Origin of the sequence: Pseudomonas sp. Sample_10 (assembly GCF_004321495.1) — a bacterium.
Classification (GTDB): Bacteria; Pseudomonadota; Gammaproteobacteria; order Pseudomonadales; family Pseudomonadaceae; genus Aquipseudomonas.
Map to the genome: position 1 here is coordinate 1 of NZ_RCOE01000063.1, position 24,256 is coordinate 24,256.

Consider the following 24,256-nt stretch of genomic DNA (forward strand, 5'->3'; position numbering starts at 1 on the left):
ACTCAATCTGTTCAGGTATAGATTTACGATCGTCCAACTTTTTGGGGTCAGTCCATTTTAGGTGGACACCATCGCCCTTATGTCGGGGATCGAGAAGGTGACTTTGCCGGACGCTTACCAGGAGACAGTCATGAAAAAGCTTTATGTGTGCCTAACGCTCTGCGGCGCGTTTATGCTGCAGGGATGCTTTGACAGCTCAAAAAATACTACCAAAGACAATACCGACGGCAGCAAATCTTCTGTGCAAATGCAAGAGGGCAAGGCTGACGAGAGCAAGTAACAGCTCCTGGTGAGGAGAAGTGTTCAATGAAATCTTACCCACTGGATGACAACGATCCGGAGCACCGCCGTCGTCAAATTGCGCAAGCCTTGGGCTTGACTGCCGACAAGGCGAGCTATAGGTCACCTCAATCGAGGAAGATGGGAGCGCACTATTGGCCCGATTGATTAGGAGACGCACCTAGGCTTACCCCGCAGGTTTCACACCTTTGCCTTCTAAGCCGGCAAAAAATCGTTTGTGCCCTTAAAAATCAATGCGCGTTTGGGCTTGGTGTCTCTCTCCGCGAACTTATCAACTCCAAGGTTGCTGATAATGTTCTAGGATGTCGTCGCCTTCCTCAGGCTTCGTCCGCTTTTGCACTTGAATGTCAGTGAACTTGGCGTCACTCCCCAAGGTGCTTCCAGTGTTTTACTTTCAAGGTGTTGGTGGATGGATTAATCTCGACGGTCATTTGTGTCCACCCGCTATCGATACAACTTTACCGCACAGGCTGCTGATTTTTTATTTTTCAGGTGCCGTTGATTCCCCGAACATGATCGACATTACACCAAGCGGCCCATGACGACTTTTAACCGACCATCCAGGTCTAGGTGATACCGCTGCAGATCTCGCGCCAGGAACAGCTCGCCTTTGAAGTATGCGGCTGCTTCCTTGTGTACTTCTTCGATTGACGGACTTCGCTCGGGATCGCACTGGTAGCGCGCACTGAAGTGAGTAAGAACCAGATTGGGAATGCCTGATGACTCGGCAAAACGCGCCACGGCGGCGGCGCTGCTGTGCCCGTAATTCTCGCGATTGTGATCGATTAAAGCCTGAGTGAAAGTAGCCTCATGTACCAGCACATTCGCACCCGCAGCCACCTCTGCCAACAGTTCAGGGGTATCGTTATCGCCGCAGATAATAATGCGCTGAGCGGGACGCGCAGGGCGCAAATATTGCTCCGCACGAAATGTTCCTCCCGCGTGTTCAACCTCACGTCCATGCAACAACTCGCCCCAGAGCGGGCCACGAGGAAGTCCTTCGGCTTCCAGACGTTGAATATCCAGTCGCGGATGAGGATCTGATTCGGCAAACACATAGCCATGGCAGGGAACCCGATGAGAGAGGGCCACGGTGTTGACCTGAACCTTCCCATTTTGCCAGCCAGTGAAGGTTTCGCTCGCGTGCAGGTGCAATTCGAAGGGCAGCCAGGACTTGCTGACGGTCAGGCTGAGGCGCACCCAGGGATGGAGCGCAACCGGCATCACTATATCGAGTGGTTCCAAACGTCCCGACATGCCGGCACTGGCCAGCAGGCCAGGTAAGCCAAAGCAATGATCGCCATGTACATGGGTTACGAAGCACCCGCGTAGCTCTCGTAGAGACAATGGGGTGCGCATCACTTGATGTTGAGTGGCCTCACCGCAATCCACCAGATACCAACCCCTGCCAGAGGATTCTATGAGAGCGGTGCCACTCACATTTCGAGTTCGGGTCGGAACGCCTGCTGAAGTACCCAGAAATATGAGATCCATGGCCGACTCTTCAATTGATTTGATAATCAGGCAGCGAGTGAATTGCCGGAAAAAATCATTGTTCCCACTCTCATTACTTCGACAGGCTGATTGGGCATTTGGCTCTGTAATACTTCACCGGTGGTTGCTGAAGCATTTACCCACGCCGTTTGTCCCTTGTCTTGCACTGGGATGCACTGGGTAACTCCAAAGAAGCCCCACTACTGCGCATTGGAAACCCCTATGAAACCGCATTCAACCAGCACTCAAAATTTGCCAGAAAATGATCCAAGCCGTCCGAATGATGATGGCTGCATTTTAGGCACTGCCGATCGCGACGAAGATGCTAATGCGACGACAGACCGGGATTGAAGTCGACTCCGCCGACAACGGCCTAACCCCAGAAGACGCGCGGGGCTTGCCCGGGTACCCGAATGATTCAAAAAATGATCAGTGCAATCAATACCGTCGACACGGCAATTGGACGATGAACCGGAAATCGGTACCGAAACACTGGCACAGGACAACGACAGTGCGGATTGAATAACGATGATCGCCTTCACATCACAATTTTTTGCGCTGTAGCGCCGGAAATGCACGTTGGTCGTGCCATAGGGACGAAGGATTTAGGTGTCGCTCCAATGGAAGTAACTACTCGTTTGTAAAAAAAAGGAGGATCAGCCATGACCAAACGACAAGAACCGCATCACGGCTTTTCCGATGACCCTCAAAAAGTCAAAGAGGCGGGGCGCAAAAGCGAGCCTAATGCCAATATCGCAACTGACAAGTCCGAGAAAGCCCGAATCGGCGGGCAACATAGCCATGGCGGAACGCGCGGAGAACGGTGAAAAACAGCTGACCTGCTGACATGCCTACGTCAGCAGGCCGGTTGCCTTCACGTGCCGCCCGTGCAATGCAATGAGACCCATCGTGTCAATCTCGTGGAGCCAATTGGACAGTGACATCGAAGAGCCCACGTCACCAAAAAATCTGCGATGTCTGGGAAATGAATATCTGCTACCGACAACCATTGTTATACCCACTCTCGATCAAATCATGATCCCTCCTTTATAACCGCTTGAATACATTGAAATCCTAGACGCAAGACGCTTTGATGAAACCGTCTTGTGCTGGGGAAGCGGAGGCAACTGGTCGCGATCCACTCTCTTCCTATTGCTCCACAACTATTCTTAATAGGCAGGATTCAATAAATCTTGATCCTAGGGGACGATTGTCATGATTTCGGTTTTTGAGATCCGACACATCATTGAATACGGCTTCCCGCCGCTGTCTTGCAGCTGCACTGTGAATCCCGATGGATCTCTGATGATTAAGGTATTCGAACCTTCTTCTGGTCGAGTTGAACTGTTGGTCACCGGCGTGTCGACAACTGATCTCACATCGAGTCGAGCCATTGCCAATCTGATTAGTGAGCTTCGTACGGAGATGGCCGTGACGAAGGCCTCGCGATTCCTCCATGAAAAAGGACAGCGTAGCGGCAGGAGCATTTGATGGGATCATGTCGCTCGGCAATTGAGGGTTCGCACAGAGTCAGAGCGCGTTCAGCAGACTCTCAAGTCGTTCATGTTCATCCACTCAATAGGTCGATCGAGTCGGTGCCGTGGCGCTGCCAGGCTTCAAGCGATTCGACTCTGCCATCTGGTGCCCGGCAATCCTCACAGTCCAAACTGTCGCAGTCAGCTTCCAGATACGAGTGTTTTGATTTGTATATATATCGTTGTTCCTGTGAGGGAAAGTGCTCATTCAATAAAGTTATATGATCTAGAGCGTCGACAAATAGATTATTTGCCTTCTCTCGTAGCTCTAAGTAAACCAGAAACATTTCACTATCAAAATCACTTCGATCGAGGAGGTCGAGGGCTGAGCGATTTATAGCGTTCGCTTTCTCGAACAGCTTTTTGTTTTGCTCCATTGCTACGCGGCGGCAAGCAATAATCTGTTCGGCTGAATATTTCGACATGATGGTTTCTGCCTTCAAGTCATCCCTATGATCTAGCGATCGCCCAAGTCTAAAATGGGGCGTCGATTGTCGGCTCACTAAAAATTCAGACCAGGCGATTTTCGAGTTATACCAATGAGGTTTTATTAAAAAAATCGATTGATTAGGCCCAAATCAAGCGGAAATCATATTCGACCACAGGCCAAGCAGAAAATGGCCGCCGACGTCGCTGTAACGTGCCAATAGAGCTCGACCTGTCGTTAGCCGACTACCGTCAGCGATTGGGGATTGCAAGCCCACGCATAGCGAGTAGTAGTGCGATGCGAGAAGGCGACGGGTCTTTATCGAGTTTCTGCAAGATCAAAGACGGCGCAGGAATGACCGAAGGATTGATTGCGTAGCATCGCTTGTGTCCACTTCATGAAGCATGCTCAGTGAATGCCAGGTACATTCCATTATCTCGTTTTGAGGCATCGCATTTTCCGCGTGGAGGACAAAGGCTTCAAAAACGTGGTGGTGTGTACGACCTGCTTCAAACTCAAACATGTATAGAAGCTGCTTTGCGCTCAGTCCCGTTTCCTCCTGCAGCTCGCGAGCAGCGGCATCAGCGATAGCCTCGCCAATTTCTACCTTCCCGCCAGGCAAGGCCCATTTTGACGCCGGCTTGCGAACGAGCAAGACCTGCTTATCTTTCTCGCAAATGACAGTGGCTCGGATCTTCATCGTGAGGTTGCCCAAATCAGTTTTTGTTAGACGCCCATTACTTCCTTATGAGCTAATGAGTGAGCTGCGTTGCAAAAATTCCCAGAAAACGACGGCCTGTTGGCCGGACAAAGCGACACCATACGTCCACCGCAATGAACGCGCGGTTGCACGCGTCATCTACTGAATAAAGGTGATGGAGCATGCGGTCATGTACAACGAAGCGAAAATGCTGGCCTACGCCAAATGGCATGAAATATTGACGGACACCGAAACCTTGATGAGTGGGGATCAGCGATATGATGAGTTGCTGAAGCTTGCTGACGAGTATCGATGCCGAGGGATTATTGATAGATCAGAGCGCAACACATTGATCGAAATTGCAACGGCGGCCTACGCGCGATCGGTAGCAGACCTGTCAACGTAGAGCATTGGGTTTGAGCGATGCTTCTGACCTTTTTGGCAGATTTCTACCATGAGAAGCCGGCCAAGCCTATTGGGCTTGACGCATCATATTGTCCGCCTTTATGACGTCTATTCGGCTACGGCTGGCGACAGAAGTATGCCTGCAGTCTAGCCGGGCGATTGCCAATCGGATAAACGAACTTCGTAGTGAGATGACTGCGCGCAAAGTCAGTTTCGAATCAAATGAGCGTAGAGTTCGTGAGTAGGAGTCAGTGGAGCAGGGACTAAATCTACGACGTCGCCTTTTGATGTCTAACTGACATCGATTAATAATGCGCCTTCATCTTTTATGGAGTCGATATAGTGCTTCCCGATAGAACGCAGCTATTAGAACAAGCACTTTTAGCTGTCATTGCATCGGCCACGAGAATGGGAGTTAGCTGTGACGCGTTGTGCGCAGAAGCCGTTGGCGGTCTGATGGCAGATCAGCACTGGAAATGGGCCGATCCACAGTATAGGCAGGGGCTGCTGACGAGATTGATAAGCTATAACTATGCTTTCGAATCCGGTGTCTCGGCCTCAAGTCAAATATGCTTCCACTCAGGGAATTCGGGCTTTATGAATTGGAATACCCGGTTGTAAAGACGTCGCTATCGCAACCATCAAGTCATCCAGTGACCAAGGCTTGTGCAGGTAGATAGCGCCGTCGGGAATCTCGTCAGACTCTATTAGGTAGCCAGATGTCAGAATTGATGTGATCGCAGGCCAACGGCAGTTCACCATCTCAATGAGTTCTATGCCTTTAATCTGGCCAGGGAGGCCATGATCTGCGATCACTAAGCGACATTGTTCCGGTGTTTGTAACAGATGGGTCAGTGCGTCATCCGCAGTCTCGAAGGAATCGCTGCTATGCCAACCTCCATGACAACCTCTTCCATCAAAAATCGCAGCGTCACGTCATCCTCAACGACTATGACGTAGCCCTCGATTGGGAGAAAACTTTCCCATTTCACGAGCACTTTTATTCCTTAGCCGCGATAGAGCATGGCGACGTTGTTTATTCCGTCCCTCAGTGTATGCGCATATCTGTATTTTGTGATTTTCAGTACATCAAGACCGATGCAGTTTGTGCGACAGTCGAGGTGGATATCGTCAGTCCTGAGACTGCTCATTTTCCTTTTCTTTCGAATTTTTCCTGAGTCCCCGCAGGTTCATCAGGGAGAGACAGACCTGCAAGATGATCAACGCATACGCCCCTGCGTACAGTCCCCAAATCACCCACAGCACGTTGCTCAAACTGAAGCACATAAACCCGGTCATTCGCCGTCCTGGTCGCTGCGATCCTATCAACCAGGCGGCGAGAATTGTCACAGCCATCGCTGGCCATTGAACCGAATCCAGATAAGCCAAACTCTTCTCCCGACACCTTTCTATGTGCTCAATCGCTATGTGCCGCGTTTATTCAATCCGGGTTCTGATGATTGGGGATGGCTTTCGATTTTCCCAGAATGTAGCAGGGATGTAGCTGGCCGTTAGGATGTGTTGTGACAACCACGGATATCAATGACCAACCCTCCTGAAGCTTCAGGTTTACCTCGTTGGTCGACAGCGCTTCCATGACTTGGGTTGTATCGGACACTTGCATTTCGTAATTCCCGATTTCTAGGGTTCAACCGTTAGGCGCCGAGCAACGATAGGGGTTCCTTTATTAATACCTCTCCGCTCTGGAGCGTTCGCCGTGGTGCCGGGTCTAACTTCATGATTTACGTCATTGCTTGAAGGAATGAACCGGTGAACAAAGCCATCAGCGCACAAGACCTGCAGATCGACCTTCAAGATGCGCACGAAGCTGCCCTATTCAAATGGCTGGTTGCCAGTTTTCTGATGGGTAAAAGAATTCAGGGTGCAATTGCGGCCAAGGCATACCAGGTTATCGTCGATCAGCATCAGCGAGATACACCGCAAAAGCTCGCGCATTGCACCCACCGTCAGTTGGTCGAGATGCTTGGTCAGGCTCATTACGTGCGTTACGACGAGACCACCGCGTCGCGATTGCTCGCATTGGCAAACAAGCTCAACAGTGAATACGGCGGCAAGGTATGCAACATCGTGCAAGCGAGCCCTGACCGTCAGGCATTCGAAAACCGCCTGTCCGAATTTGAAGGTATCGGGCCGAAGACCATCGAGATTTTCATGCGGGAAGTAGCCGCCGTGCTGTTCTGAGCACCCAGAAACTGCTCGCCTAAGAATTGGAGTCCTTATCCACCATTTCCATCTCAGCTACGTGCAGCAAGGGGAAACCATGGCAACGCACAAACTGACCATTAAAGACTTGCAGGTGAACGTTTCAATCTGCGGTCAAGGCTCGCCGCTGCTCCTGCTCAATGGCCTGGGTGGTTTGATCCGTAGCTTCGATCCCCTGCGCGATGAACTGTTGGACTACACGACCATTACGTTGGATGTGCCAGGAGTCGGCAAATCGCAAATGCCCCGCTGGCCAATGCGTCTGCCGAGCCATGCAAACCTGATCGCCGAGATGCTCAAGCAGTTGGGAATCGACAAGGTCGATGTGTTTGGCGTGAGTTGGGGCGGTGCATTGGCGCAAGAATTTGCCCTGCGTTACCCGAGCATGGTTCGCCGGCTCAACCTAGCAGCGACCTCTGCCGGCCCGGTAGTGCTAGTGAAGCCCGCCGACATCTTGGACTTTTTTGGCAGCAGCAAAGGCGCCAAATTGCGCAAGAAAGAAGGCTCGCGTAATTCGATACAGGCGCTGCTGCGCTTCGGTGTGGTGAAAGGCATGCTCACCGTTAATCCGCGAACCTATTACCACCAGCTTGCTGCATTAGTCGGCTGGACAAGCCTGCTCCGGCTGTTTCGTCTGCGCCAACGCACGCTGATCCTCGCCGGCGACCGCGACAGCCTGGTACAGATGTACAACGCGCATATCCTGCGCCGCACCATCCGCCGTGCCGAACTGCACATCCTAGAGGGCGAGGGGCATTTTTTCGTGGTGACCAGCGCTAGGCGAACAGCAGAATTGATTCGCGAATTCCTCTGCCAGCAGCACAGTGATGAAGAGCCCGCGCCGATGATCGCCAAAGGCATGTTCAAGCCACGCCTGCTGCAATCCGAGAGGAATTGATCGCTGTTGCCTGCTGGCAGGCCGTTGGAGATTGTCCTGCATGGGATGTGGGCGAGCGGAAGTGAATATTCAAAGTGTGAGCTAATGTTTACTTGTTCACCTCGCCGGCTGCAGCCTGATCAGCTCGTCCCTGAGCAGCTGGCGAGGTGATTTTTCCTATACGACTCACATTGTGGCATCGAGAGTTCAGCGTTATAAAGTCGTCAGCCACTGAGCTATACGCTATCTAACAGTCTGAATCTCGCTTGTATGGTTGCTTTCCGTGCATGGAATTTGGTGTCCTAGAAGTACCGGCAAAACGAGACGATTAGGAGAATAGGACTTGCTTTGCCTGACAATTTATGGCGGTGCACCCGTGCTTCTCATCGCATAAGCACGGGTTGGCAGTAGCTGCCGTGTTGAGCCATTTTTTATAGTCGATGGTTCGGGCCAGCAGGGCCAGGCTAAGGTTTAGATTTTTCTGATGGAGGTACTGACGCTGTCCATCGATCCTAATGCCAGAAGTTTGTGGCATACATCTCTCATGGCCTCGACCTTAGAAAAGAAGAGCGGATAACCTGTACAGAATTTCTGACCGCGTACAGGAATCATGGCCAATTATCCGATTTATCAATCAATCTTGACGCAACCCGTTGCGTCACCGCTTCGCTGCGCTATGGTGAGTTTTCCGATAACCAAGACTAAAGTCGTAGGAGGATGCGGAATGCGAATTCGTGGGGATGTGTTTTGGCAATGGGCTGATCCAGCAATTCACCATCGGACTCACGATGAGACATTAGACGATGGCACGTTCATTGACGTCCAGGTGAGGCTGTCGCCCTCGGGAAGCACCCAAATGTTCATCGGAGTGTATGCGGCGAGCGGCATGGCGTTGCATGAAGAGGCATTTGATTCCAGACCGGGTGAATCAATGACTCGTGCTTTAGCCTGGGGCGTGGGCTGTGCACGGCGAATCGCGATTAGTCTCAAGCAGACAGAAAGGCATGTAGCGTAGCTTTCATAACAGCAGCTTGGTAGGCATCTGTGATCTGATCAGGCGTCAAGTGACGACCCATCATCCATAAGCCAAGCTGCTTTCTTGTTCTCCCGAGATTCAGGACGGATAGTAAATTCTGTTGCAGCGCTCAGTCCGGCGCCTCATCAGTCCTGGCCGCATTTGACGTTCGACTTATTTCGAGCCTTTTGTCGGGCCAAGGGAGCTCATTTGGGCGAGCGCTAGGTGCCTTCGCCTATACCCTCGATAGATCGTGCGTAAAGGGCCGTTGCCTTCTCGAGGAGCCTTCCTCGTTCTTGTGGACTGATTAAACCCTGATCTTCAAATTCATCCGCGAGATGCAGCAGTGCCTCGTACTGCTCCTCTGCGTCCATCCTAATCTCAGGCTGGTTAAACAGTTTTTCCCATGTTGCCAGTGCTTGGGTTTTGCGAATGTCGTTCATCACGAAAGACCATAAGGTGTGTGCTTTGGTAGATCACCATGGAATCCGTGAAGTTCGAAGGCAAAGACGACCAGTAAAAGGGTGTTTGGAGAGTGTGTATGCATCGTTTTGGCAGCCTGATTGGACTGACGTAAGGGCGCATCGCCGATGGACTCTGCCGCAACGTCTGCGGTCAATATGGATATAAGGTATTTAATTCCTCAGCAGTCAGCCACGCGCGACAAACCTTCGTGCTCGCTCTGGAGACGATCATGAACACAACACATTTTTCCCCGTTACAACATGTTCGTCATCATCCCCCTCTAGCGAGCGAAAGCCCGCAGGACGCCGCTCGAGCGGAATGGCTCTACAACGCAGCGGAAGAGCTTCTGCGCGGCAACAGCGTGTCATTCCAACGTCGCATGCATCCTCAGCAAGGTGTGACTGCTGAAGAGTTCGCCCTCGCCGTGGATGAGTACGTGAACAACCGTCTTGCTGATAACGAGGTGCATACCCCGGCGCTGGGCTGGCTGATCATTACCACCGAGCGAGGACATGCCGACAAGACTGCAACAGCAGAACTACTGGGCAATTGTGATCACCCATTGGGCAAGCTTGGCGAGATTGCCGAGGCGCTGCTTGAACCCCTCGCGGATGACGCTCTGCTAGCCAAAGCTGAGGATGAGCTATGAGCCCATACCTTTGGGATCAGCCAGTTTAAGAACCAGGATTAAGTAGCGACTCAGAGAGGAATGACCATGATTGACGATTCGAAAGTCCGGGAAAGAGCATATGAGTTGTGGGAAAAAGATGGTCGTCGGGAAGGGGCTGAAGAGTTCTATTGGCAACTTGCGCAAGAACAGCTTGAGGCAGAAGCCACACGTCAAGCTATTGATGGTGAGTGGCCAGCAAAAGGCGAAGCCAGCCGCGTTGATCACTGATGACTACGGGGTTCTTCATTCCGCTTCCGATACGTTTTACCTCGTGCGATTACGCTGTTGGTGATGGTATCTATGACGCTCCAAAAGGGTAGGCAATTTGGCTGTTCCTGCTGACGCACAACGGGTCACCCGCCCATGAGCACGTAGGGCAAAAACGGGACGCTTCAGCACCGTTGAACGCGACCGCTTGATCGCATCGATTGCTTTAATAGAGCAAGCATTGCTCCTGTTCGAGGACGACGTCGCCGCTGCAACAGAATGATGAGCTCGCCGGCTTGAGGGCTCGGTTCAAAGCGTCCACTGAAGATGCTGAGGACGAGGGTGGAGACGAACGCTGTGCTCGATCTTATCGGTCGAATGCAGCGGTGGTTCTTGTGTGAGATTCGATAGGCGCCTTGTTCGGCTGTGAAGTAAAGCTATTACGGCTATCGCTCCTTCGGGCTTAAGCCCGGCTCGACCCCAAGTCTTTACATGCCTTTGGCGAGTCACTCACATTTGGCCCACCACGACGCATTGCAGCTGTCTCAGTTCTCAGGGGGCGTTACCAAGCCGTGCGCTATCCCAGGCTTGAGTGAACTCGTCTATTCGATTAGCAATCTGAGGCGTTTTCGATAGGACAAGGCAGCGCGTGTTGCCGACAAATTCTTCTATCAGGTACACAGCATCGCCGACATCAAGTTCGAGTTCCTGCAGCGCTTCGTCTGGAATTCGAATCGCACCGTCACAATCCCATTCTTCGATGACGATTTTCATTGGTGGTTTTTTCACGTGTGGTCTCCGTTGCTATGAGCCGGCAAGCCGTACGCGCCTGTAGATTCTCAGTGGCACGTTTACAGATCCGGATAATCATCAAGCTTAAGGCTAGGAGCGCCTCCGTCCTCCGGTTCGCGCTTAGGCGTATGCATCACTCCAGCCTCGGCGTCTGCACGCATCTGCTCGAGCTCTTTGTGAAATGCCGTGTCCTGAACCGTGGGTTTGCTGGTGTACGGTTTTCTGTCTGGTACAGGCTGGGCCGCATAGGTTGTTACCGCATCTGGGTCGTGCTGTAGTTTTTCTTGGACTTGCGACTCCAGCAGTGCACGGAGCGCGTCTTTGTCCGGACGGTTCAGCAATTTTTTACTCCTATTCGGAAGCCAGGCACTGACTATTCGATTGGTGCATTGACCAGTTGGTGAAGGTACCAAGCCTACTCGGCCGCAACATCTCATGCGATAGGGTTAGCCGAAGGTACGTCAAAGTCGTGCCCGGTCAGCTCCGAATGAAGCCGGTGATTTAACAGAACTTGAATGATTGCGCGCACCGACTCGTCGGATGGAACAATCTTGCCATTGTCGTCGAATATTATGTTCCACTGCCGCTCACGGTTGACTAGACGCAATTTTTCCATGAAGGCTACGTCGTTGTAGTACGCACGTTCCTGTACCACCGCCATCCTGCGCAAGTGCATGGTATTGCTGCCTACATGGTCAACCAAGACGGCCATGTCAGAGAAGATGGCCTGAAAGCCTGCGTCAGCCCGTAGCTCGGTGAACGAAGTGACGTAGGTTTTTTTGTACTCCAGGATCGATTCGAAGTTGCCTTTGTTGGTGACAAAAATGTCGGTATTGAGAGCGAAGAAATCAAACCGTTTGGGAATGATGAACGCTTCATCACCTGCCAGGTCGAGCTGGTTGCGGTTGAGCACAAGGTTAAGAACATGTGCCCGTTTTTTCACCTTCCAGTCGTTCCCAAGTCGGCATACGCAATGGAGCGTGTCCGTGCCGATGGTCAGGCGAATGAGATAGCCTAGGCTTCCTTCCAGATCCGAGATGGCCTCAATGAGATGCTCCTCGGGTGGGTTGCTGACGAGATCCTCCAACTGCGGGAAAATCGTCTCATCGGATTCAAGATAGAGGCAGGAGCTCTCGTTAATCGTCGCAATGAGGCTGTAATCATCGACCTCAGTGCACCGATCGATCCATTGTCGGGCAATTCGCTTGAGCTCAATCTCCAGTTCGGGCGTTGCAACCACCGAGGATGCTCGGAATTTGGCGGTTTTGCTGGTGCTCTTTTTGAACGCCCAAACGCTCACTGTAGCGTTTACCAGATCTAGACCCCGTAGCTTATTTAACGCTTCAACTGCAGCCATCGCTTACTCCTTTTTTGTAAGAACGTATATTCCATGGATGACACAGGAGCTTAATTTGTCTCCTGGGTAAACCTTTGTCTTCGCAAGCGCAATCACGCTGCGCTCCTTGCCGGACGTAAGCACCTCCAGCTCATGTAGTTGCCAGCCAATCGCCAAGAGCAGCGGATTCATGAGGATTTGTCCTGATCGATAAGTGATGAGAAACATCCAGATCAAGAACACAAGGAAGCCGTAGAACTTACCATCGCTGCCTAGATCAAGGCCCATGAACGAGACAACGTAGGGAAAGACGTAATTGATGAGGTCATTGGGAACAGTCTTCGCTTCCTTGACCGTTAGCTCATGGTCGGCCGGCAAGCTTTTAAGCACCCAAGTGAAGAAAGCGAGGCTGATCAAGCAAATGGTGAATAGGGTCAGCGAACGACCTGGGTTCATCAGGGCGGGCAGGGTGCAATCGTGAAGCGACCAGCAGATTGATTTCTTCCAAGTAGCGTCAGAGACGTCTTGGAGCAGCAGGATAACGCTCAGCGGGAAGTAGGAGCCTAGGAACAGGAAAATAGCCGGAAGGATCTTTACCTTCATTTCGCCCGCTCCTTGGTGTGCTGATCAGTGACGCTCGATTACTTACTATGGCTCTATGCCACTGAAAAGGAAAACGAAGAATCACTATTCCCATGTCGGGCCAGCTGTCATCGATCAAGCAGTACTACCTAGCCCACCAAATCCTGGAATCATTTGGGTCACCTTGCAGGTTAAAAATCCTAGTATCCAGTACTGGATGCAGATTTCGAGGTGGCTGAAGTGGCCAAACATTCACCTGCCGTTTTGCATGGAGGCTCAGAGTGCAGCGAGCAATCGTTCGAGCTGCTCACGCTCCGACGCACTCAATAGTTCGACTGGATCGGTTCCGTCGCGCTGCCAGAGTTCAAGCGTGCTGACTCGGCCATCAGGCGACCTGCAGTACTCGCAGTAGTCCAGGGTGTCACAGTCATTGAAAAGCGTGAGCTGCCAGCCATCAATCTCCACGTGCATAAGGCCGTGGTAGATCTCATTCCATGACTGAATGGTGCTTCGCATCATAATGCGTTTGCCGAGCGCGACGTCTATCAGTACCCGGCAGACCTCGAGGGCGGCGAGAGGGGAGTTTGTGTTCAAATCATTCTACGCTCGAGTCATCGCTTGCCCGGCTATGCGGTGGTGTGCAGTGAATGGAGAGATCGCTCCTTCGGGCCAATGGGCCCGGCTCACATAATCAGCCGAGCATCTCCTTGATGATAGATGCAACGTTCTTGGCATCGTCGATTCCTCGGTGATATGTACCCTGCCAAACTAGGCCCATGGCCTCTACCGATTGCTTAAGACCCTTCTGTTGGATGTCGTATAGGCCTTTATGCCATTTCCTCACGTTGAAGTGCTGCAGGCCGGCGAGCAGAGTAGGGCACGCAGCAAACCCAGCATCGCGTTCAAGCTGCCTTGCATCATAGTCACCCCACGATGCCCAAGCCGCGTTTGGATATCGCGTAACGAACGCTCCTAGCTCTTGGCCAACCTCCACATAGGTGCGTGCACTGTCCACGTCCGCTTGTTGAATGGAGGTGAGCTGTTTGCAGAAGTCGGTGAGGACAGGATTGATCTGCGGTCGAACGAAACGCTGGAACTCATCGACGATCTCAAGCGTTTCCAGATCCATCACCACCAAGCCAATTTCGATTGTTTCCATTTGAGCTGGAACGACTGCAAGCGGCCTTGATGATTCCAAATCACCGACCTCATCACATGTTGCCTCAAGGTCTACGCAATAGAGGTAGCGGTATGGCGCGAGGACATTCTGGATGGCTTGGAGGTGAAGAAATTTTGTTTCGATGCACATGGTAGTGGTGGCCGCGGTTGAATCTCTTCAGGTTACACCGAGCTGTGAGTGCAATGCCCAGAGATTTGAAAGGGATAGAAAGTAGTTTCCTGAACTTATCTTGGTGTCGGCACTTAGAAAGGCTTTCGACCATCCTGACCTGTCAGACCCAAGATATGCTGTCTAGGCGCACTACGTGAAGTGATGAAGATAATTCAAAGTGTGCCCTTAGCATATGTGAATGTGGGACAACCGGTGAGCATCGAGCCGCCCGTCCTCTTTACAGCATAAAACACATCATATAGCGGTTGAAAATTGGATCCGCACTACATATAGTGGAAGCAATTTAGAATTACGTGCTGGCCTGACGGCAATGGGGTGGATATGTCTTGGGTGATTCATTGGGCCATTGCGCTCGTCAGTGCCTACTTCGCATGGCGCATGCGGAAACAAAATATCGGACTGACCATCATGAGCATGTGCGTTGGTGGGCTTGCCGGCCTGTCCATGGGCGATATCGTCGTGGAAGGCAGGCAGATTGGTGGGTTCGCAGAGTTTTTAAAGGTTTCCATCACTGGTGGATTGCCGTCCTTGGTGACCAGTATCGTGGCTTGGCTGCTCATGCTGGGCTTCGTTGTTGGCCTTGTGTTCACGGTAGTGATTTACCGTAGGGAGGCCAGGGAGGCCGATACCAAACGGATCGCGGTGGTCGAGCTGAGAGGGCTTGTGGACACTTCAGATACACCACTCATTTCGGCCATTTCCTCGAGGTTCGTAGGCCGTAGAGAAGACTGCCGAATCGACTTGAGGAGCATGGTTTCTTCAAGGTCGCTGGATGTAGCGGCAGCACTTCGAGAATTGGAGCATCTGCCGCGAAACCTTAGGCAACGAAGGGCTGATACCGCCAGAGCGGATATGCAAGTGGTGACCGGCGGCGTAATGCAGGTTCCATTGTTGTTCTACGCGGGCATGTTACTCGATGACGAGGGCCGTGTGACGCTGATGGATTGGGATCGAATCAAGGAACAATGGCGTGAATTGACTGATGTCGACTCAGGCGCTCGCTTTCAACTCGATGATATTGATAGCGTGCAGCCCAATGACGAGGTCGTATTGGCTGTTTCTGCTTCCTATAAAGCAGAGCTTGCCGACATTGCAGCGACCTTCCCGGGCCTGCCATTGGTGCAACTCTATCGGCCAAACCCGCGCGTAAATGCGCTTTGGTCAGAAGATGAACAGGCTGCCCTTACTCAGCAATTCTTAGACGTTCTGTCTGATCTACAAAATCGGGGCGTTACCCAAGTTCATCTGATACTTGCTGCACCTGCGAGTTTATCCATCCGGTTCGGCAGAGCGTACGACGCACGCAACATGCCATCGTTACGTTGCTACCAATGGGAAAAGGGTCAAACGACACCGTATCCCTGGAGTGTTCAGATGCCCCTGACGCTCGGGGCTTCGGCCATACATTTGCCAACCGAATCTCAAATCGCCAAAGCCTGAGGTGTCTATGAATCTACCTTTTGAACCACGCGCCCGTGTTTTGGCGAAAACTATCCAGATGCGCAATGAGGAGACTCAGTGGGAGTCTTTCATCGTTAAGCTTCTTAAGAAGCTTGAATTGTCTGAGGAGAAGAAAAAAGCCGCTGAGGCTCGGTACTACCAACTCGCACGGCACGTCGCGCGTAAGCTGAATATGCGTGAGGAAGATGTTCATGTGGTGGTACAGGGGTCGATGCGCACACAGACCACTATCGCGGGCGATGGGCGCGAGAAGTTCGATCTCGACATAGTGATCAAGGTGAGTGGCGGGCCTCTGTCAGGATTGCCTCCTGATCACTTTTTCTATGCATTTGGTGAAGCGTTAAAAGGTCTACCGGATGCGGGAGAACCCGAGCCAAAAAATCGTTGCTGGCGATTACGATATCCGGGGGAGCCATTCTATTTTGACGTCACACCTGCGGTGCCGCTCTCCTATGGAATCACAGGCACGAACTTGCGAGTGCGAGATCAAGAGAAGGGATGGAGCCCTTCGAACCCAGAAGAGTTCGCAACCTGGTTCTGCGAGATAGCGAAGCTGAGATTTTCCTTCGAGCAGCGCAGTTGGTTGGTCGTGGCTGAAGATGCTTCTGCAAAGATAGATCCGCTACCGCGTGATCCTGTTCGTATTGACGACATACTTCGCCGACTCGTGCAGTTGATGAAGCTGCACCGTGACAGCTATTACCGTAAGCTTCCTGACGCACGCAGAGTCGCGATGCCGATTTCAGTAATTCTGGTCACGCTCGCCGCCAAGGCCTATCAGCAGATGGTGACGCAATCGCCCGGAACGTTCGTTTCTGCAATTGAAGTCGTGCTGGAAGTGGTAGCGCGGATGCCAGATCACATCAAGCGTGAACGCCATATTGAAGTGAACAACCCGGCGATGGACGGCACCCATCCGGAAAACTTTGCTGATAAGTGGAACATTGACGGTGGTCTCCGCGATCGTGAGTTCAAGAGCTGGCATCAGCGTCTTAGCGATGATCTCTTCGCTCTGTTCGTCGAGGACTACAACAAACGTTCTGAGGAACGTTTACATGCAGTGTTCGGTGATGTGGGAGTGAAAGCCTGGAAGGATATGCAGCCCAAGCCCACTGGTGTACTGGGGGGACTATTAGCCTCCGCACCAGCCGGATTGGCCTCGCAGCCTCAGCGTCCTCGTGCCACTGGTGAGAGGGATACCCTTGCTTGACCACTTGCCTGCGGCGACCCCTTTCGAATTAGCAGCGCACGCCATCCAGCAATGGCTGGATGGGCCGGGCGCATGCTTTGCCTCCCGTTCGCGCCGGTCGCACAACAGAGGCAAAATGGATGTGTGGGAGCTTGAGCTTCCACACCCGATTGAGGGGCCGCAACGTGTCGAAATCTGCATTCCACAAGAATTTCCAGCTGTTGCGCCAATCATCTATTTGGATAAACGCCTTTGCTTAACTTGGCCTCATGTAGAGGAAACCGGGAATTTCTGCCATGGCGTGCAACCTTCACCTGATGACTATGACAATCCTATCGGTGCGCTTCAGTCTGTGCTGGCAAGGCTCGAAGCGTTTTGGCAAAACACACAAGATGCAGCCTGGCTGAAGAAGGAGTTCCAGTCAGAGCGACTTTCGTATTGGTTGCGTTTCTGTATGCGACAACGAGCTGCATTTGGCGGCATATCTCCTGCCTGCTCTCGTATAGAACTGACACAGATCGATGAATCGACTGAGGGGCGGATCGCAGCCTATTTTTCTGGCGGCGATAAAGTTAGTTGCGCACTGCTACTCACGACGCTGAGTGAAACCGATCCGCACTCTCTTGCAACCCGACACAACTGGTCATTCGGAAGCTTGAGGCGAGGGCATTCTTTGTTCGTTCCAATGCCAGCAGGCATTGATTGGACTCCTGATGAGTGGCCTACCACAATTGGCGAGCTTGATGCACTGGTTGGCTCCTTGGCTGGTGATCCGGAGAAGCTTGCTACATGGTTCATGAGCAAGAGCCCTGACACGAAGCAGATGATGATGGTTGTGCTGGTTCAGTCTAATGTCTGCTACGGATATCTGCTGGCGGCGCCGACGGTGCCAAGGATGAGTGAGGTTCGAATCATTCCCCTTTTTCTCGATCGGGTGGATACAGATTGGGCCTTGGCGCGCGACCAGCAGCTACCAGTGCTGCATCGCCGGCGCCAGCTCCGAGCCTTGGTGCTTGGGTGCGGCTCGCTTGGCGCTATGGCCATTGAACAGTTCGCCAGGGCAGGGGTCGGCGATATAGATATCGTAGATAAGGAAGGCTTCGATGCGGAGAACTGCGCCAGACATATCTTGGGAGCCGATAGCATCGACTTAGGCAAGGCCCATCAACTAGCCAGCCACTTGCAACGACTCGTACCTGGGATAAAAGTGAATCCGCATCGAGTCAGGGCTGAGCGATGGGTGCCGACGCAGTGCAGGCCTGGCCAATACGATATCATTATCGATTTGACGGGAGAGACCTCAATTCGAAGCATGCTCGCTCGATACCGCACGTTGTGCTTTGCAAATACCCCGATCCTCCATGGCTGGATGGAGCCGTTCTGCGCTGCGACTCACCTGGTTCATCTCGCTGCGAGTGAGGAGTACCCAGTCGATGAACCAGCTCAAGGAGTCAATGTGGCTCAATGGCCAAATCAAACTGCCATTCAACTACCTGCCTGTGGTTTTGGGTTTCATCCCTATGGCTCCGCAGATGTCGCTCAGGCTGCAGGCTTCGTTGCTGAGCGGGCCCTTGCCGTACTTGATGCTGAAGAAAGTAATTCCATGGTATGGAGCTGGGTAAGATCAGAAGGTTTTTTCGCCAGACTGGGCGTAGGAGCCGTCTGTGGCCCGCTTGTGCCTAAGTTGCAGAGCCCATTCGATTCCGTTCACATCACTCGGTCGTTCGACGATATCTATGGTGAGAAGTAACGGTTCGTTGCGTTATCAAATACCGGGAGCGTCCTGGAGTCTTGAATTCCCTGAGAGCGTCGTCCTGCAGCTTGCCGCTTATGCACAGCAGGGGAGCAAGTCGCTAGAGGGAGCAGGGCAGTTGTATACGCGAGATCTAACGGCATCCTGCGTAAGGGTGGAGTATGTGACGAAAATTGCTCCGACATGGGCAAAGTACACAGCCGTTCGCCTGGACATGAAAGCAGTGAAGAAGGAGAGGGCATCCATGTTCAAAAAAGGGTTGCACTGCATTGGATTCTGGCATTCCCACCCCGAGCCTCGACCACATGTTTCGCCCACAGACCTGGTCATGGCTGAGGAGCAAGCTCGAGCCGGGAAATCCGACTATCAGGGGCTCGTTTTCATGATCATCGGAAACATCCCTCCACCAAGCGGATTTGGTGTTTGGGTGCACGATGGTGAAAAGTTATGGCAGGCAGACAGCATTCCTGGATGGATCTAGAGCCCGGCTCAGCTTGTCAGCACAAAAAATATGCACGTTGTGGATGACCCAATCTAGGGTGATGGTTATCTTTCAGATGCATTGCGATAAAGGTTAATACATGGTTAGCGAATTAGTTGAGATGCTCAAGCGAGTGAAAAACTTGGCGGGAGCTGAGTTTACGGGGGTTGGTGTCATCGTTTGCGATGTGGAAGCGGAGCTACCAACCTTTCCGCTTCGACTGGGCGTTGATGTACCTCAGGAACTAGACGCAGCGACAATATTGGCAAATGTCTCGACAGCATATAGCGACCTGCATGACGGTTTTCACGTGCTCGCACCGGATCTGCGCGTGGTAGCCCTTTCGCAGTATTTTTCTCCACCCATTGTTGAGTCGGCTGTAATCAATCGGACGCGTAGATTCGGAGGTCGCTACATCGCTGCGCTTTTTGGTTCAGCGCTGCCAAGCGTGCACCTATGTGGGGTCGCTACTGACTCGCTTGGAATCGTGATTTTCAAAGATGGTCGAGAAATATACTTCGAGAGATCCTAAATGTTTTTACTTTTCTATCCACTGCGCGTTATTGGCATCGTGGCAGTTTCGTATGCTGTGTGCGTTGCGCTTATGTATGAGCTTATCCGCCGGTACTGGCCAGATCACCCGACAAATCTGAAAGGTTTGGCTCTGGGCGGTGGGACAGTTCTGAGTCTGGCGCTGTTGGTGTTCGCGTACTGGGGCTGGCGAAAGATTTGGGAAGTCTGCCCTAAGCTCAATGAATGGCTTTTTCCAGATTTGAACGGTAGGTGGGACATGACGATTCATTATCGGAAGCCTGGTGGCGTTGGAGAAATCTCCGCAACAGCAGTCATCAAACAGAACTGGCTCACTATGAGTATGGAGGTGCTGGCGCAAGACTCTGATTCACAAACGCTGGCGATCGTGCCAAAGAAGGATTCGGAATCAGGGCGCGCACAGCTCTTCTATTTTTATCGAGTGGTTCCTAAGAAAACGAGCGACGGGAAAAGCGAGCCCTATGAAGGAGCTGCTAGCCTCAGGTTTTTCGCTGAAGGAACGAAGCAGCTGTCCGGGAACTATTACACTAGTGTTGCTACAGACGGCCATTTCAAGCTAGTACGACAGTAATAGGCGTTTCTTTGTAGAGCAGATGCCATATGCGTGTCTGCTGAAAAATCCTTATTTTTCCATTAGGACTTTTTATTGCTGTCGATACCATATCTGGACTCATCCGCGCAGATGAGCAGTACTCAGAAACATTTCGCTCAAGAGACCGCAGCGCTGGCCGATCGGAGGTTCTCATCGGAGCATGGCTAGACCAAAGTCTTAACTGATAGCTCTATGTCAGGCCTTGGCGCGCTATACCTAGCGCGTTAGTCTCTATCTTTTGCGTTGAGGCTGGGGATGCGAACGAAGCGAAGGATAACCCGTGCGTATTGTGTGGAACTGGGGGAGGAATTGACCATTGGAGGCGCGCGTCAAGCCTACTTCAATCAAAACCAACCCCGCAGCCGTTTTGTGTTCCAGTGCTCATCACCGGAATGCAGGATGCTCAAGGTGGTGCCTAAGATCACAGCCGTCAATTACGACATCCATCCGACCGACACCGCGCGCGTCAACTCTCCCCACTACAAGGACAACGAGCACTATGCCCATCATGGAGAGTGCGAGTGGGCGCTGCCAGATGAGGACGAGGGTAGTGATGCACCGTTGCCAGGAGAAACGGAGAAGCAGACCTGCACCCGCCTGGCTAAACGCCAACTCACCTCGATCATCGATATCTTTGTTCCCCCGACGCAGCCAGAACAACCGGTAGTACGTCCACCTCGGGCCGTCCCAAGTAGCGAGGACGAAGCTGGGCCCAATCGTCGACGGGGCGGCGGTGGCGCAGAAGGTACCCGAACTGACCGGAAGCACCGGAGCGGTGATCTTCGAGAGCTGGTGGATTACTACCACGACATACGCGAGGCCCTCAAAGATCTGTTTCCTGAGGTAACTATCAACGTGACAGGGCGAGGTGAGATACCGCTGCGTTCGTACTTTAAGAAGGTGGCTTGGGCCAGACCTAATACCTCAGGATACGTCTACAGCGGTGGCGGGCGGATCGAGCGAAGAGAAGGGGCTGGCTTCGTATTCAAGTTCTTCGACAAGGTTGCGGATAAGGAGGCCTTTCTCCAGGTCTCCGATGAGGTCATGACTCAGCACCGATCGAGGCGCTATGTGAATGAGCTTCTCGATCAGGCCCGGCTAGTAAGGTACTTCACGTTCTACTTCCTGGGCGTCTTCGCCCATTATGAGGCCAGCGACACCATGGTTGCACAGGTCACCGACCTTCGCTGCCTGGCGATTGATCTTGGGCCTTTAAGAAGCTGAGTCTCAGTCGGGAAAGATGCATCTAACAACTTGCATGGCGCGAGCCGCTCGGCAGAAGCTTAAGATAGTGAGTGACCTTTGCCTGGCCGTAGGCAAGTATCGCGTGAAACAGCCAAGGAGCACATGATGAGTCATCTAGTGTGTACCGTTTGCCTCACCGAAGCCTATTTGCGTGATCACGCTTCGGACAATGATATCAGCGAGTGCGACTACTGTGACCGAGAGCTGCCGGTCATGGACATGGAAGAGTTGGTGGAGCTGTGCGAAACGGCAATCCAAGCCTCATTCCGTGCAATCCAGCAACCGAGCTCAGTGATTCATCACGGTTATCCACCGGTCGGTGAAAGTCTGTATGACGTTCTGGAGCGCATGCTGGGTGCCGATCAGAGCCTTCTTTCTGACATCCATGAGCGATTGCTCGATTCCTGGAGCTACTACCCAAATGCTGACGACGACCCTTATTATGTCGAAGAGACTGAGGCGTCGTCGGAGCTGACGGCGGGGTGGCGAAAAATGGAGCACAGCCTGCAGTTTGAATCGCGGCTGGCAAATCCCATGGTGGGGGCAATCCTGACCATGGTCTTCGACGGCATTGAAGATTTGCGATCGAAGGACGATCGATCGGCCATTGTGATAGTCGGCCAAGGACATCAAATCTCATCATTCCAACGTGGACGGGTGTTCCAGGACGAAAAGACAGTGGCGGAAGCCCTAGAGCACCCCGAAAAGCATCTCGGCCCGGTACCAAGAGGTAGGGGGTCTCCTGGTCGAATGAACGCCAAAGGGATTTCGGTTTTCTACGGTGCAACAGATGACCATACGGCGATTGCAGAAGTGCGCCCTCCCGTTGGCAGTATGGTGCTTACCGCGCGGTTCGACGTAATCCGACCTCTGCGACTTCTCAACCTGAACGACCTGGCCTCAATGCGTCCGCACGGAGAGTTGAGCTACTTCAATCCAATTCGCAAGAGCCTTTCCGAACGCTGCGCTTTTCTCAAAGACTTACAACGCCAACTGACGATGCCAGTGATGCCTGATTCGGCGGAAAGTGGGTATCTGATCACGCAAGCTATTGCCGATTTTCTAGCAACCCATGAAAGGCTGAATCTCGATGGGATCTTATTCCCGTCTGCACAAGTGCAGCAGGATGCCTCTCCGGGCCAGAATGTGATTCTTTTCCACAAGGCAAGCGGTGTAGAAAACCTCGAGGACACACAAAAGGCTGAGTATGTGAGTCTCTGGGAATCTGATGAGGACAGGTGGGTGTATTACCCAGAAGTCTGGGAAGCCGAACCTAGAAGCGGTGATCAACACTCCCGGTGCGTGCCTCTGGTGCCACCGCCGGTGCCAAGCCTGCGTCTAGCTCGGGATTGCATCGTGATTCATAAAATCCAGGGTGTCCGCTTCAGCAGCGAGGTCGATCCCGTTCACTATGTTCCTTGGTCGAAGGACAGGAAATACCATGGGTTTCGGTAGCGTGGCTGCCTGAGTACGGGCGTTTATCCCACCGTTGGGGCAACCCGCGCCGTCAAACCACCGAACGACACGCTGGCGTCCACGTAGCGCAACGCCGACTTCATATCCTTCCAGCCCACGTAACTCATCAGCCCCTTGATGTCCCACCCATTGGCGGACGCCCAGGTGGCAAAGCCACGCCGCATCGAGTGACTGCTATACAGCTCTGCTGGCAATCCCGCCTCTTTGAAAATACGGCGCAGCACGGGGATCAGGCTATGCGGTTGCAGGGCTTTGCCTGACAGATTGCCCCAGCGATCAATTCGCTGGAACACTGGGCCTTTTGCGATCCCGGCAACTGTTATCCAGTTGATGTAGGCCTCCACGGGGCAAAGCATGGTGAGCGCCGGCGTATGGAAAGTAGTTCCTTCATGCTGGCGGTCACCCTTGGTGTAAGGCAGGAAAAAGGTAATACCTTCACCGCTTACGGGTTGGGTGTCCTCCACCGTCAGCCTGGCCAACTCGTCGCCTCTAAAGCCCCGCCAGAACCCAATCAAAATCATCGCCACCGAGCGACGATGACGCACCAGCGATTTGTAATCTCCTCGTTCAATCGCAACTGCAGCTTCCTCTTCAAGCCATGCGACCGCTTGCTCTAAGTGCTTCAGCAGCAGTGGGGCGGCCTGTTTAACCTGTGCTGGGTGCACGACCCTGATGCCTTTGATCATCTGGCGAACGTCAGGGGTCTTGGTTGGATCAGGGAAACCCTGAGTGATGTGCCATTGCGCAAGGGCTGCCAGGCGCTGCTTCAGGGTGTTAATGGAGAGCTTGTCGGCGTACTCCGCCAGGTACCGAACGACGCCCACGCCTGTCGTGGGCAGGTACTCACCCCAAGTCACCTCGAAGTGCTCGATCGCCGCCCGGTAGCTTTTTCGGGTGTTATCCCGGGTGCCGGCGCTGAGGTACCGATCTGCCTTTTCCATCATACTTTGCCTTCAAAATCGGGGCCTTTCTGCCTTCCTGCGCTTCGCGGAGGATTTCTGCGTGCCATAAAGGGTCAAGAAGCCATAAAGCACTATTATGGTCTTCTAGTAAAGCAAGATCAAACGGCGTAAAATATCTATAATGTGTTATGTATTTACATGACATGTAACACAGTACGAAATCGTA

The 24,256-nt window shown here is 52.6% G+C and carries 27 protein-coding genes; 16 read left to right on the forward strand and 11 right to left on the reverse strand.

What is annotated here, in order from left to right:
• The first annotated feature begins 130 nt into the window (after nt 1–130).
• Nucleotides 131–280, forward strand: a complete 150-nt coding sequence (locus tag D8U18_RS28700) for a hypothetical protein (RefSeq protein ID WP_177434991.1) — start codon at nt 131–133, stop codon at nt 278–280.
• Between the two features lie 542 nt (nt 281–822).
• On the opposite strand, the gene D8U18_RS05195 is transcribed toward D8U18_RS28700, so the two are convergent.
• Nucleotides 823–1,794 (reverse strand): MBL fold metallo-hydrolase, encoded by a 972-nt coding sequence (locus D8U18_RS05195; protein ID WP_131107184.1) that lies wholly within the window; start codon nt 1,792–1,794, stop codon nt 823–825.
• Nucleotides 1,795–2,456: 662 nt separating this feature from the next.
• Here D8U18_RS05195 and D8U18_RS05200 point away from each other — a divergent pair.
• Both D8U18_RS05200 and D8U18_RS05205 read left to right on the forward strand, forming a co-directional pair.
• Entirely contained in the window at nt 2,457–2,621 is a 165-nt protein-coding gene (locus D8U18_RS05200) for a general stress protein (RefSeq protein ID WP_131107185.1), read from the forward strand.
• Nucleotides 2,622–3,009: 388 nt separating this feature from the next.
• Nucleotides 3,010–3,285 (forward strand): DUF1652 domain-containing protein, encoded by a 276-nt coding sequence (locus tag D8U18_RS05205; protein WP_131107186.1) that lies wholly within the window; start codon nt 3,010–3,012, stop codon nt 3,283–3,285.
• 76 nt (nt 3,286–3,361) lie between these two features.
• Here the strand turns inward: D8U18_RS05205 and D8U18_RS05210 are convergent, their stop codons facing one another.
• On the reverse strand, nt 3,362–3,772 hold the full coding sequence (locus tag D8U18_RS05210) for a hypothetical protein (protein WP_131107187.1): 411 nt from the start codon (nt 3,770–3,772) through the stop codon (nt 3,362–3,364).
• A gap of 321 nt (nt 3,773–4,093) precedes the next feature.
• A complete protein-coding gene (locus D8U18_RS05215) occupies nt 4,094–4,456 on the reverse strand; it encodes an NUDIX domain-containing protein (RefSeq protein WP_131107188.1) in 363 nt (120 codons plus the stop codon).
• Between the two features lie 190 nt (nt 4,457–4,646).
• Between D8U18_RS05215 and D8U18_RS05220 the strand changes: the two genes are divergently transcribed.
• Entirely contained in the window at nt 4,647–4,862 is a 216-nt protein-coding gene (locus D8U18_RS05220; protein ID WP_131107189.1) for a hypothetical protein, read from the forward strand.
• Nucleotides 4,863–5,992: 1,130 nt separating this feature from the next.
• Here D8U18_RS05220 and D8U18_RS28970 read toward each other — a convergent pair.
• On the reverse strand, nt 5,993–6,217 hold the full coding sequence (locus tag D8U18_RS28970; RefSeq protein WP_131107284.1) for a hypothetical protein: 225 nt from the start codon (nt 6,215–6,217) through the stop codon (nt 5,993–5,995).
• A 414-nt stretch (nt 6,218–6,631) separates the two neighbouring features.
• Between D8U18_RS28970 and D8U18_RS05235 the strand changes: the two genes are divergently transcribed.
• The 3 genes from D8U18_RS05235 (at nt 6,632) to D8U18_RS28975 (ending at nt 8,976) form a co-directional block, all read left to right on the forward strand.
• Nucleotides 6,632–7,063 (forward strand): DNA methylase, encoded by a 432-nt coding sequence (locus D8U18_RS05235; RefSeq protein ID WP_131107190.1) that lies wholly within the window; start codon nt 6,632–6,634, stop codon nt 7,061–7,063.
• A 79-nt stretch (nt 7,064–7,142) separates the two neighbouring features.
• A complete protein-coding gene (locus D8U18_RS05240; protein WP_131107191.1) occupies nt 7,143–7,982 on the forward strand; it encodes an alpha/beta hydrolase in 840 nt (279 codons plus the stop codon).
• Nucleotides 7,983–8,685: 703 nt separating this feature from the next.
• Complete coding sequence (locus tag D8U18_RS28975) at nt 8,686–8,976, forward strand: hypothetical protein (RefSeq protein WP_131107192.1); 291 nt, start codon at nt 8,686–8,688, stop codon at nt 8,974–8,976.
• A 221-nt stretch (nt 8,977–9,197) separates the two neighbouring features.
• On the opposite strand, the gene D8U18_RS05250 is transcribed toward D8U18_RS28975, so the two are convergent.
• Nucleotides 9,198–9,419: a hypothetical protein gene (locus D8U18_RS05250; RefSeq protein ID WP_131107193.1), complete on the reverse strand. Its 222-nt coding sequence runs from the start codon at nt 9,417–9,419 to the stop codon at nt 9,198–9,200.
• A 251-nt stretch (nt 9,420–9,670) separates the two neighbouring features.
• Here D8U18_RS05250 and D8U18_RS05255 point away from each other — a divergent pair, with 251 nt between their 5' ends.
• Together D8U18_RS05255 and D8U18_RS05260 are read left to right on the forward strand one after the other, a co-directional pair.
• Nucleotides 9,671–10,090 carry a hypothetical protein gene (locus D8U18_RS05255; RefSeq protein ID WP_131107194.1) on the forward strand — a complete coding sequence of 140 codons (420 nt, stop codon included), beginning with the start codon at nt 9,671–9,673 and terminating at the stop codon, nt 10,088–10,090.
• Nucleotides 10,091–10,156: 66 nt separating this feature from the next.
• Nucleotides 10,157–10,339 carry a DUF2934 domain-containing protein gene (locus tag D8U18_RS05260; protein WP_177434992.1) on the forward strand — a complete coding sequence of 61 codons (183 nt, stop codon included), beginning with the start codon at nt 10,157–10,159 and terminating at the stop codon, nt 10,337–10,339.
• 531 nt (nt 10,340–10,870) lie between these two features.
• Here the strand turns inward: D8U18_RS05260 and D8U18_RS05265 are convergent.
• The 5 genes from D8U18_RS05265 to D8U18_RS05290 all read right to left on the reverse strand — a co-directional run bounded on the left by D8U18_RS05265 (nt 10,871) and on the right by D8U18_RS05290 (nt 14,337).
• Nucleotides 10,871–11,107 carry an AbrB/MazE/SpoVT family DNA-binding domain-containing protein gene (locus D8U18_RS05265; RefSeq protein WP_131107196.1) on the reverse strand — a complete coding sequence of 79 codons (237 nt, stop codon included), beginning with the start codon at nt 11,105–11,107 and terminating at the stop codon, nt 10,871–10,873.
• Between the two features lie 62 nt (nt 11,108–11,169).
• Nucleotides 11,170–11,451 carry a hypothetical protein gene (locus tag D8U18_RS05270; RefSeq protein WP_131107197.1) on the reverse strand — a complete coding sequence of 94 codons (282 nt, stop codon included), beginning with the start codon at nt 11,449–11,451 and terminating at the stop codon, nt 11,170–11,172.
• A 92-nt stretch (nt 11,452–11,543) separates the two neighbouring features.
• Nucleotides 11,544–12,467, reverse strand: a complete 924-nt coding sequence (locus D8U18_RS05275; RefSeq protein WP_131107198.1) for a Kiwa anti-phage protein KwaB-like domain-containing protein — start codon at nt 12,465–12,467, stop codon at nt 11,544–11,546.
• A 3-nt stretch (nt 12,468–12,470) separates the two neighbouring features.
• Entirely contained in the window at nt 12,471–13,049 is a 579-nt protein-coding gene (locus D8U18_RS05280; protein WP_131107199.1) for a hypothetical protein, read from the reverse strand.
• A gap of 670 nt (nt 13,050–13,719) precedes the next feature.
• Complete coding sequence (locus D8U18_RS05290; RefSeq protein ID WP_131107201.1) at nt 13,720–14,337, reverse strand: 3'-5' exonuclease; 618 nt, start codon at nt 14,335–14,337, stop codon at nt 13,720–13,722.
• Nucleotides 14,338–14,700: 363 nt separating this feature from the next.
• Here D8U18_RS05290 and D8U18_RS05295 point away from each other — a divergent pair, with 363 nt between their 5' ends.
• The 7 genes from D8U18_RS05295 to D8U18_RS05330 all read left to right on the forward strand — a co-directional run bounded on the left by D8U18_RS05295 (nt 14,701) and on the right by D8U18_RS05330 (nt 23,107).
• Nucleotides 14,701–15,819, forward strand: a complete 1,119-nt coding sequence (locus D8U18_RS05295) for an SAVED domain-containing protein (RefSeq protein WP_131107202.1) — start codon at nt 14,701–14,703, stop codon at nt 15,817–15,819.
• A gap of 7 nt (nt 15,820–15,826) precedes the next feature.
• Complete coding sequence (locus D8U18_RS05300; RefSeq protein ID WP_131107203.1) at nt 15,827–17,050, forward strand: nucleotidyltransferase; 1,224 nt, start codon at nt 15,827–15,829, stop codon at nt 17,048–17,050.
• Nucleotides 17,043–18,779, forward strand: a complete 1,737-nt coding sequence (locus tag D8U18_RS05305) for a ThiF family adenylyltransferase (RefSeq protein WP_131107204.1) — start codon at nt 17,043–17,045, stop codon at nt 18,777–18,779. The genes D8U18_RS05300 and D8U18_RS05305 overlap by 8 nt, the downstream gene beginning before the upstream one ends.
• Nucleotides 18,780–19,363: 584 nt before the next feature.
• Nucleotides 19,364–19,795, forward strand: coding sequence for a hypothetical protein (locus D8U18_RS05315; protein WP_131107206.1), 432 nt, complete (start codon nt 19,364–19,366; stop codon nt 19,793–19,795).
• Nucleotides 19,796–20,386: a hypothetical protein gene (locus D8U18_RS05320; RefSeq protein ID WP_131107207.1), complete on the forward strand. Its 591-nt coding sequence runs from the start codon at nt 19,796–19,798 to the stop codon at nt 20,384–20,386.
• Between the two features lie 420 nt (nt 20,387–20,806).
• Nucleotides 20,807–21,631 (forward strand): hypothetical protein, encoded by an 825-nt coding sequence (locus tag D8U18_RS05325; protein WP_131107208.1) that lies wholly within the window; start codon nt 20,807–20,809, stop codon nt 21,629–21,631.
• A 126-nt stretch (nt 21,632–21,757) separates the two neighbouring features.
• Nucleotides 21,758–23,107: an RES family NAD+ phosphorylase gene (locus D8U18_RS05330; protein WP_131107209.1), complete on the forward strand. Its 1,350-nt coding sequence runs from the start codon at nt 21,758–21,760 to the stop codon at nt 23,105–23,107.
• A 23-nt stretch (nt 23,108–23,130) separates the two neighbouring features.
• Here the strand turns inward: D8U18_RS05330 and D8U18_RS05335 are convergent, their stop codons facing one another.
• Nucleotides 23,131–24,069, reverse strand: a complete 939-nt coding sequence (locus D8U18_RS05335) for a site-specific integrase (RefSeq protein ID WP_177434994.1) — start codon at nt 24,067–24,069, stop codon at nt 23,131–23,133.
• Between the last annotated feature and the right edge of the window lie 187 nt (nt 24,070–24,256).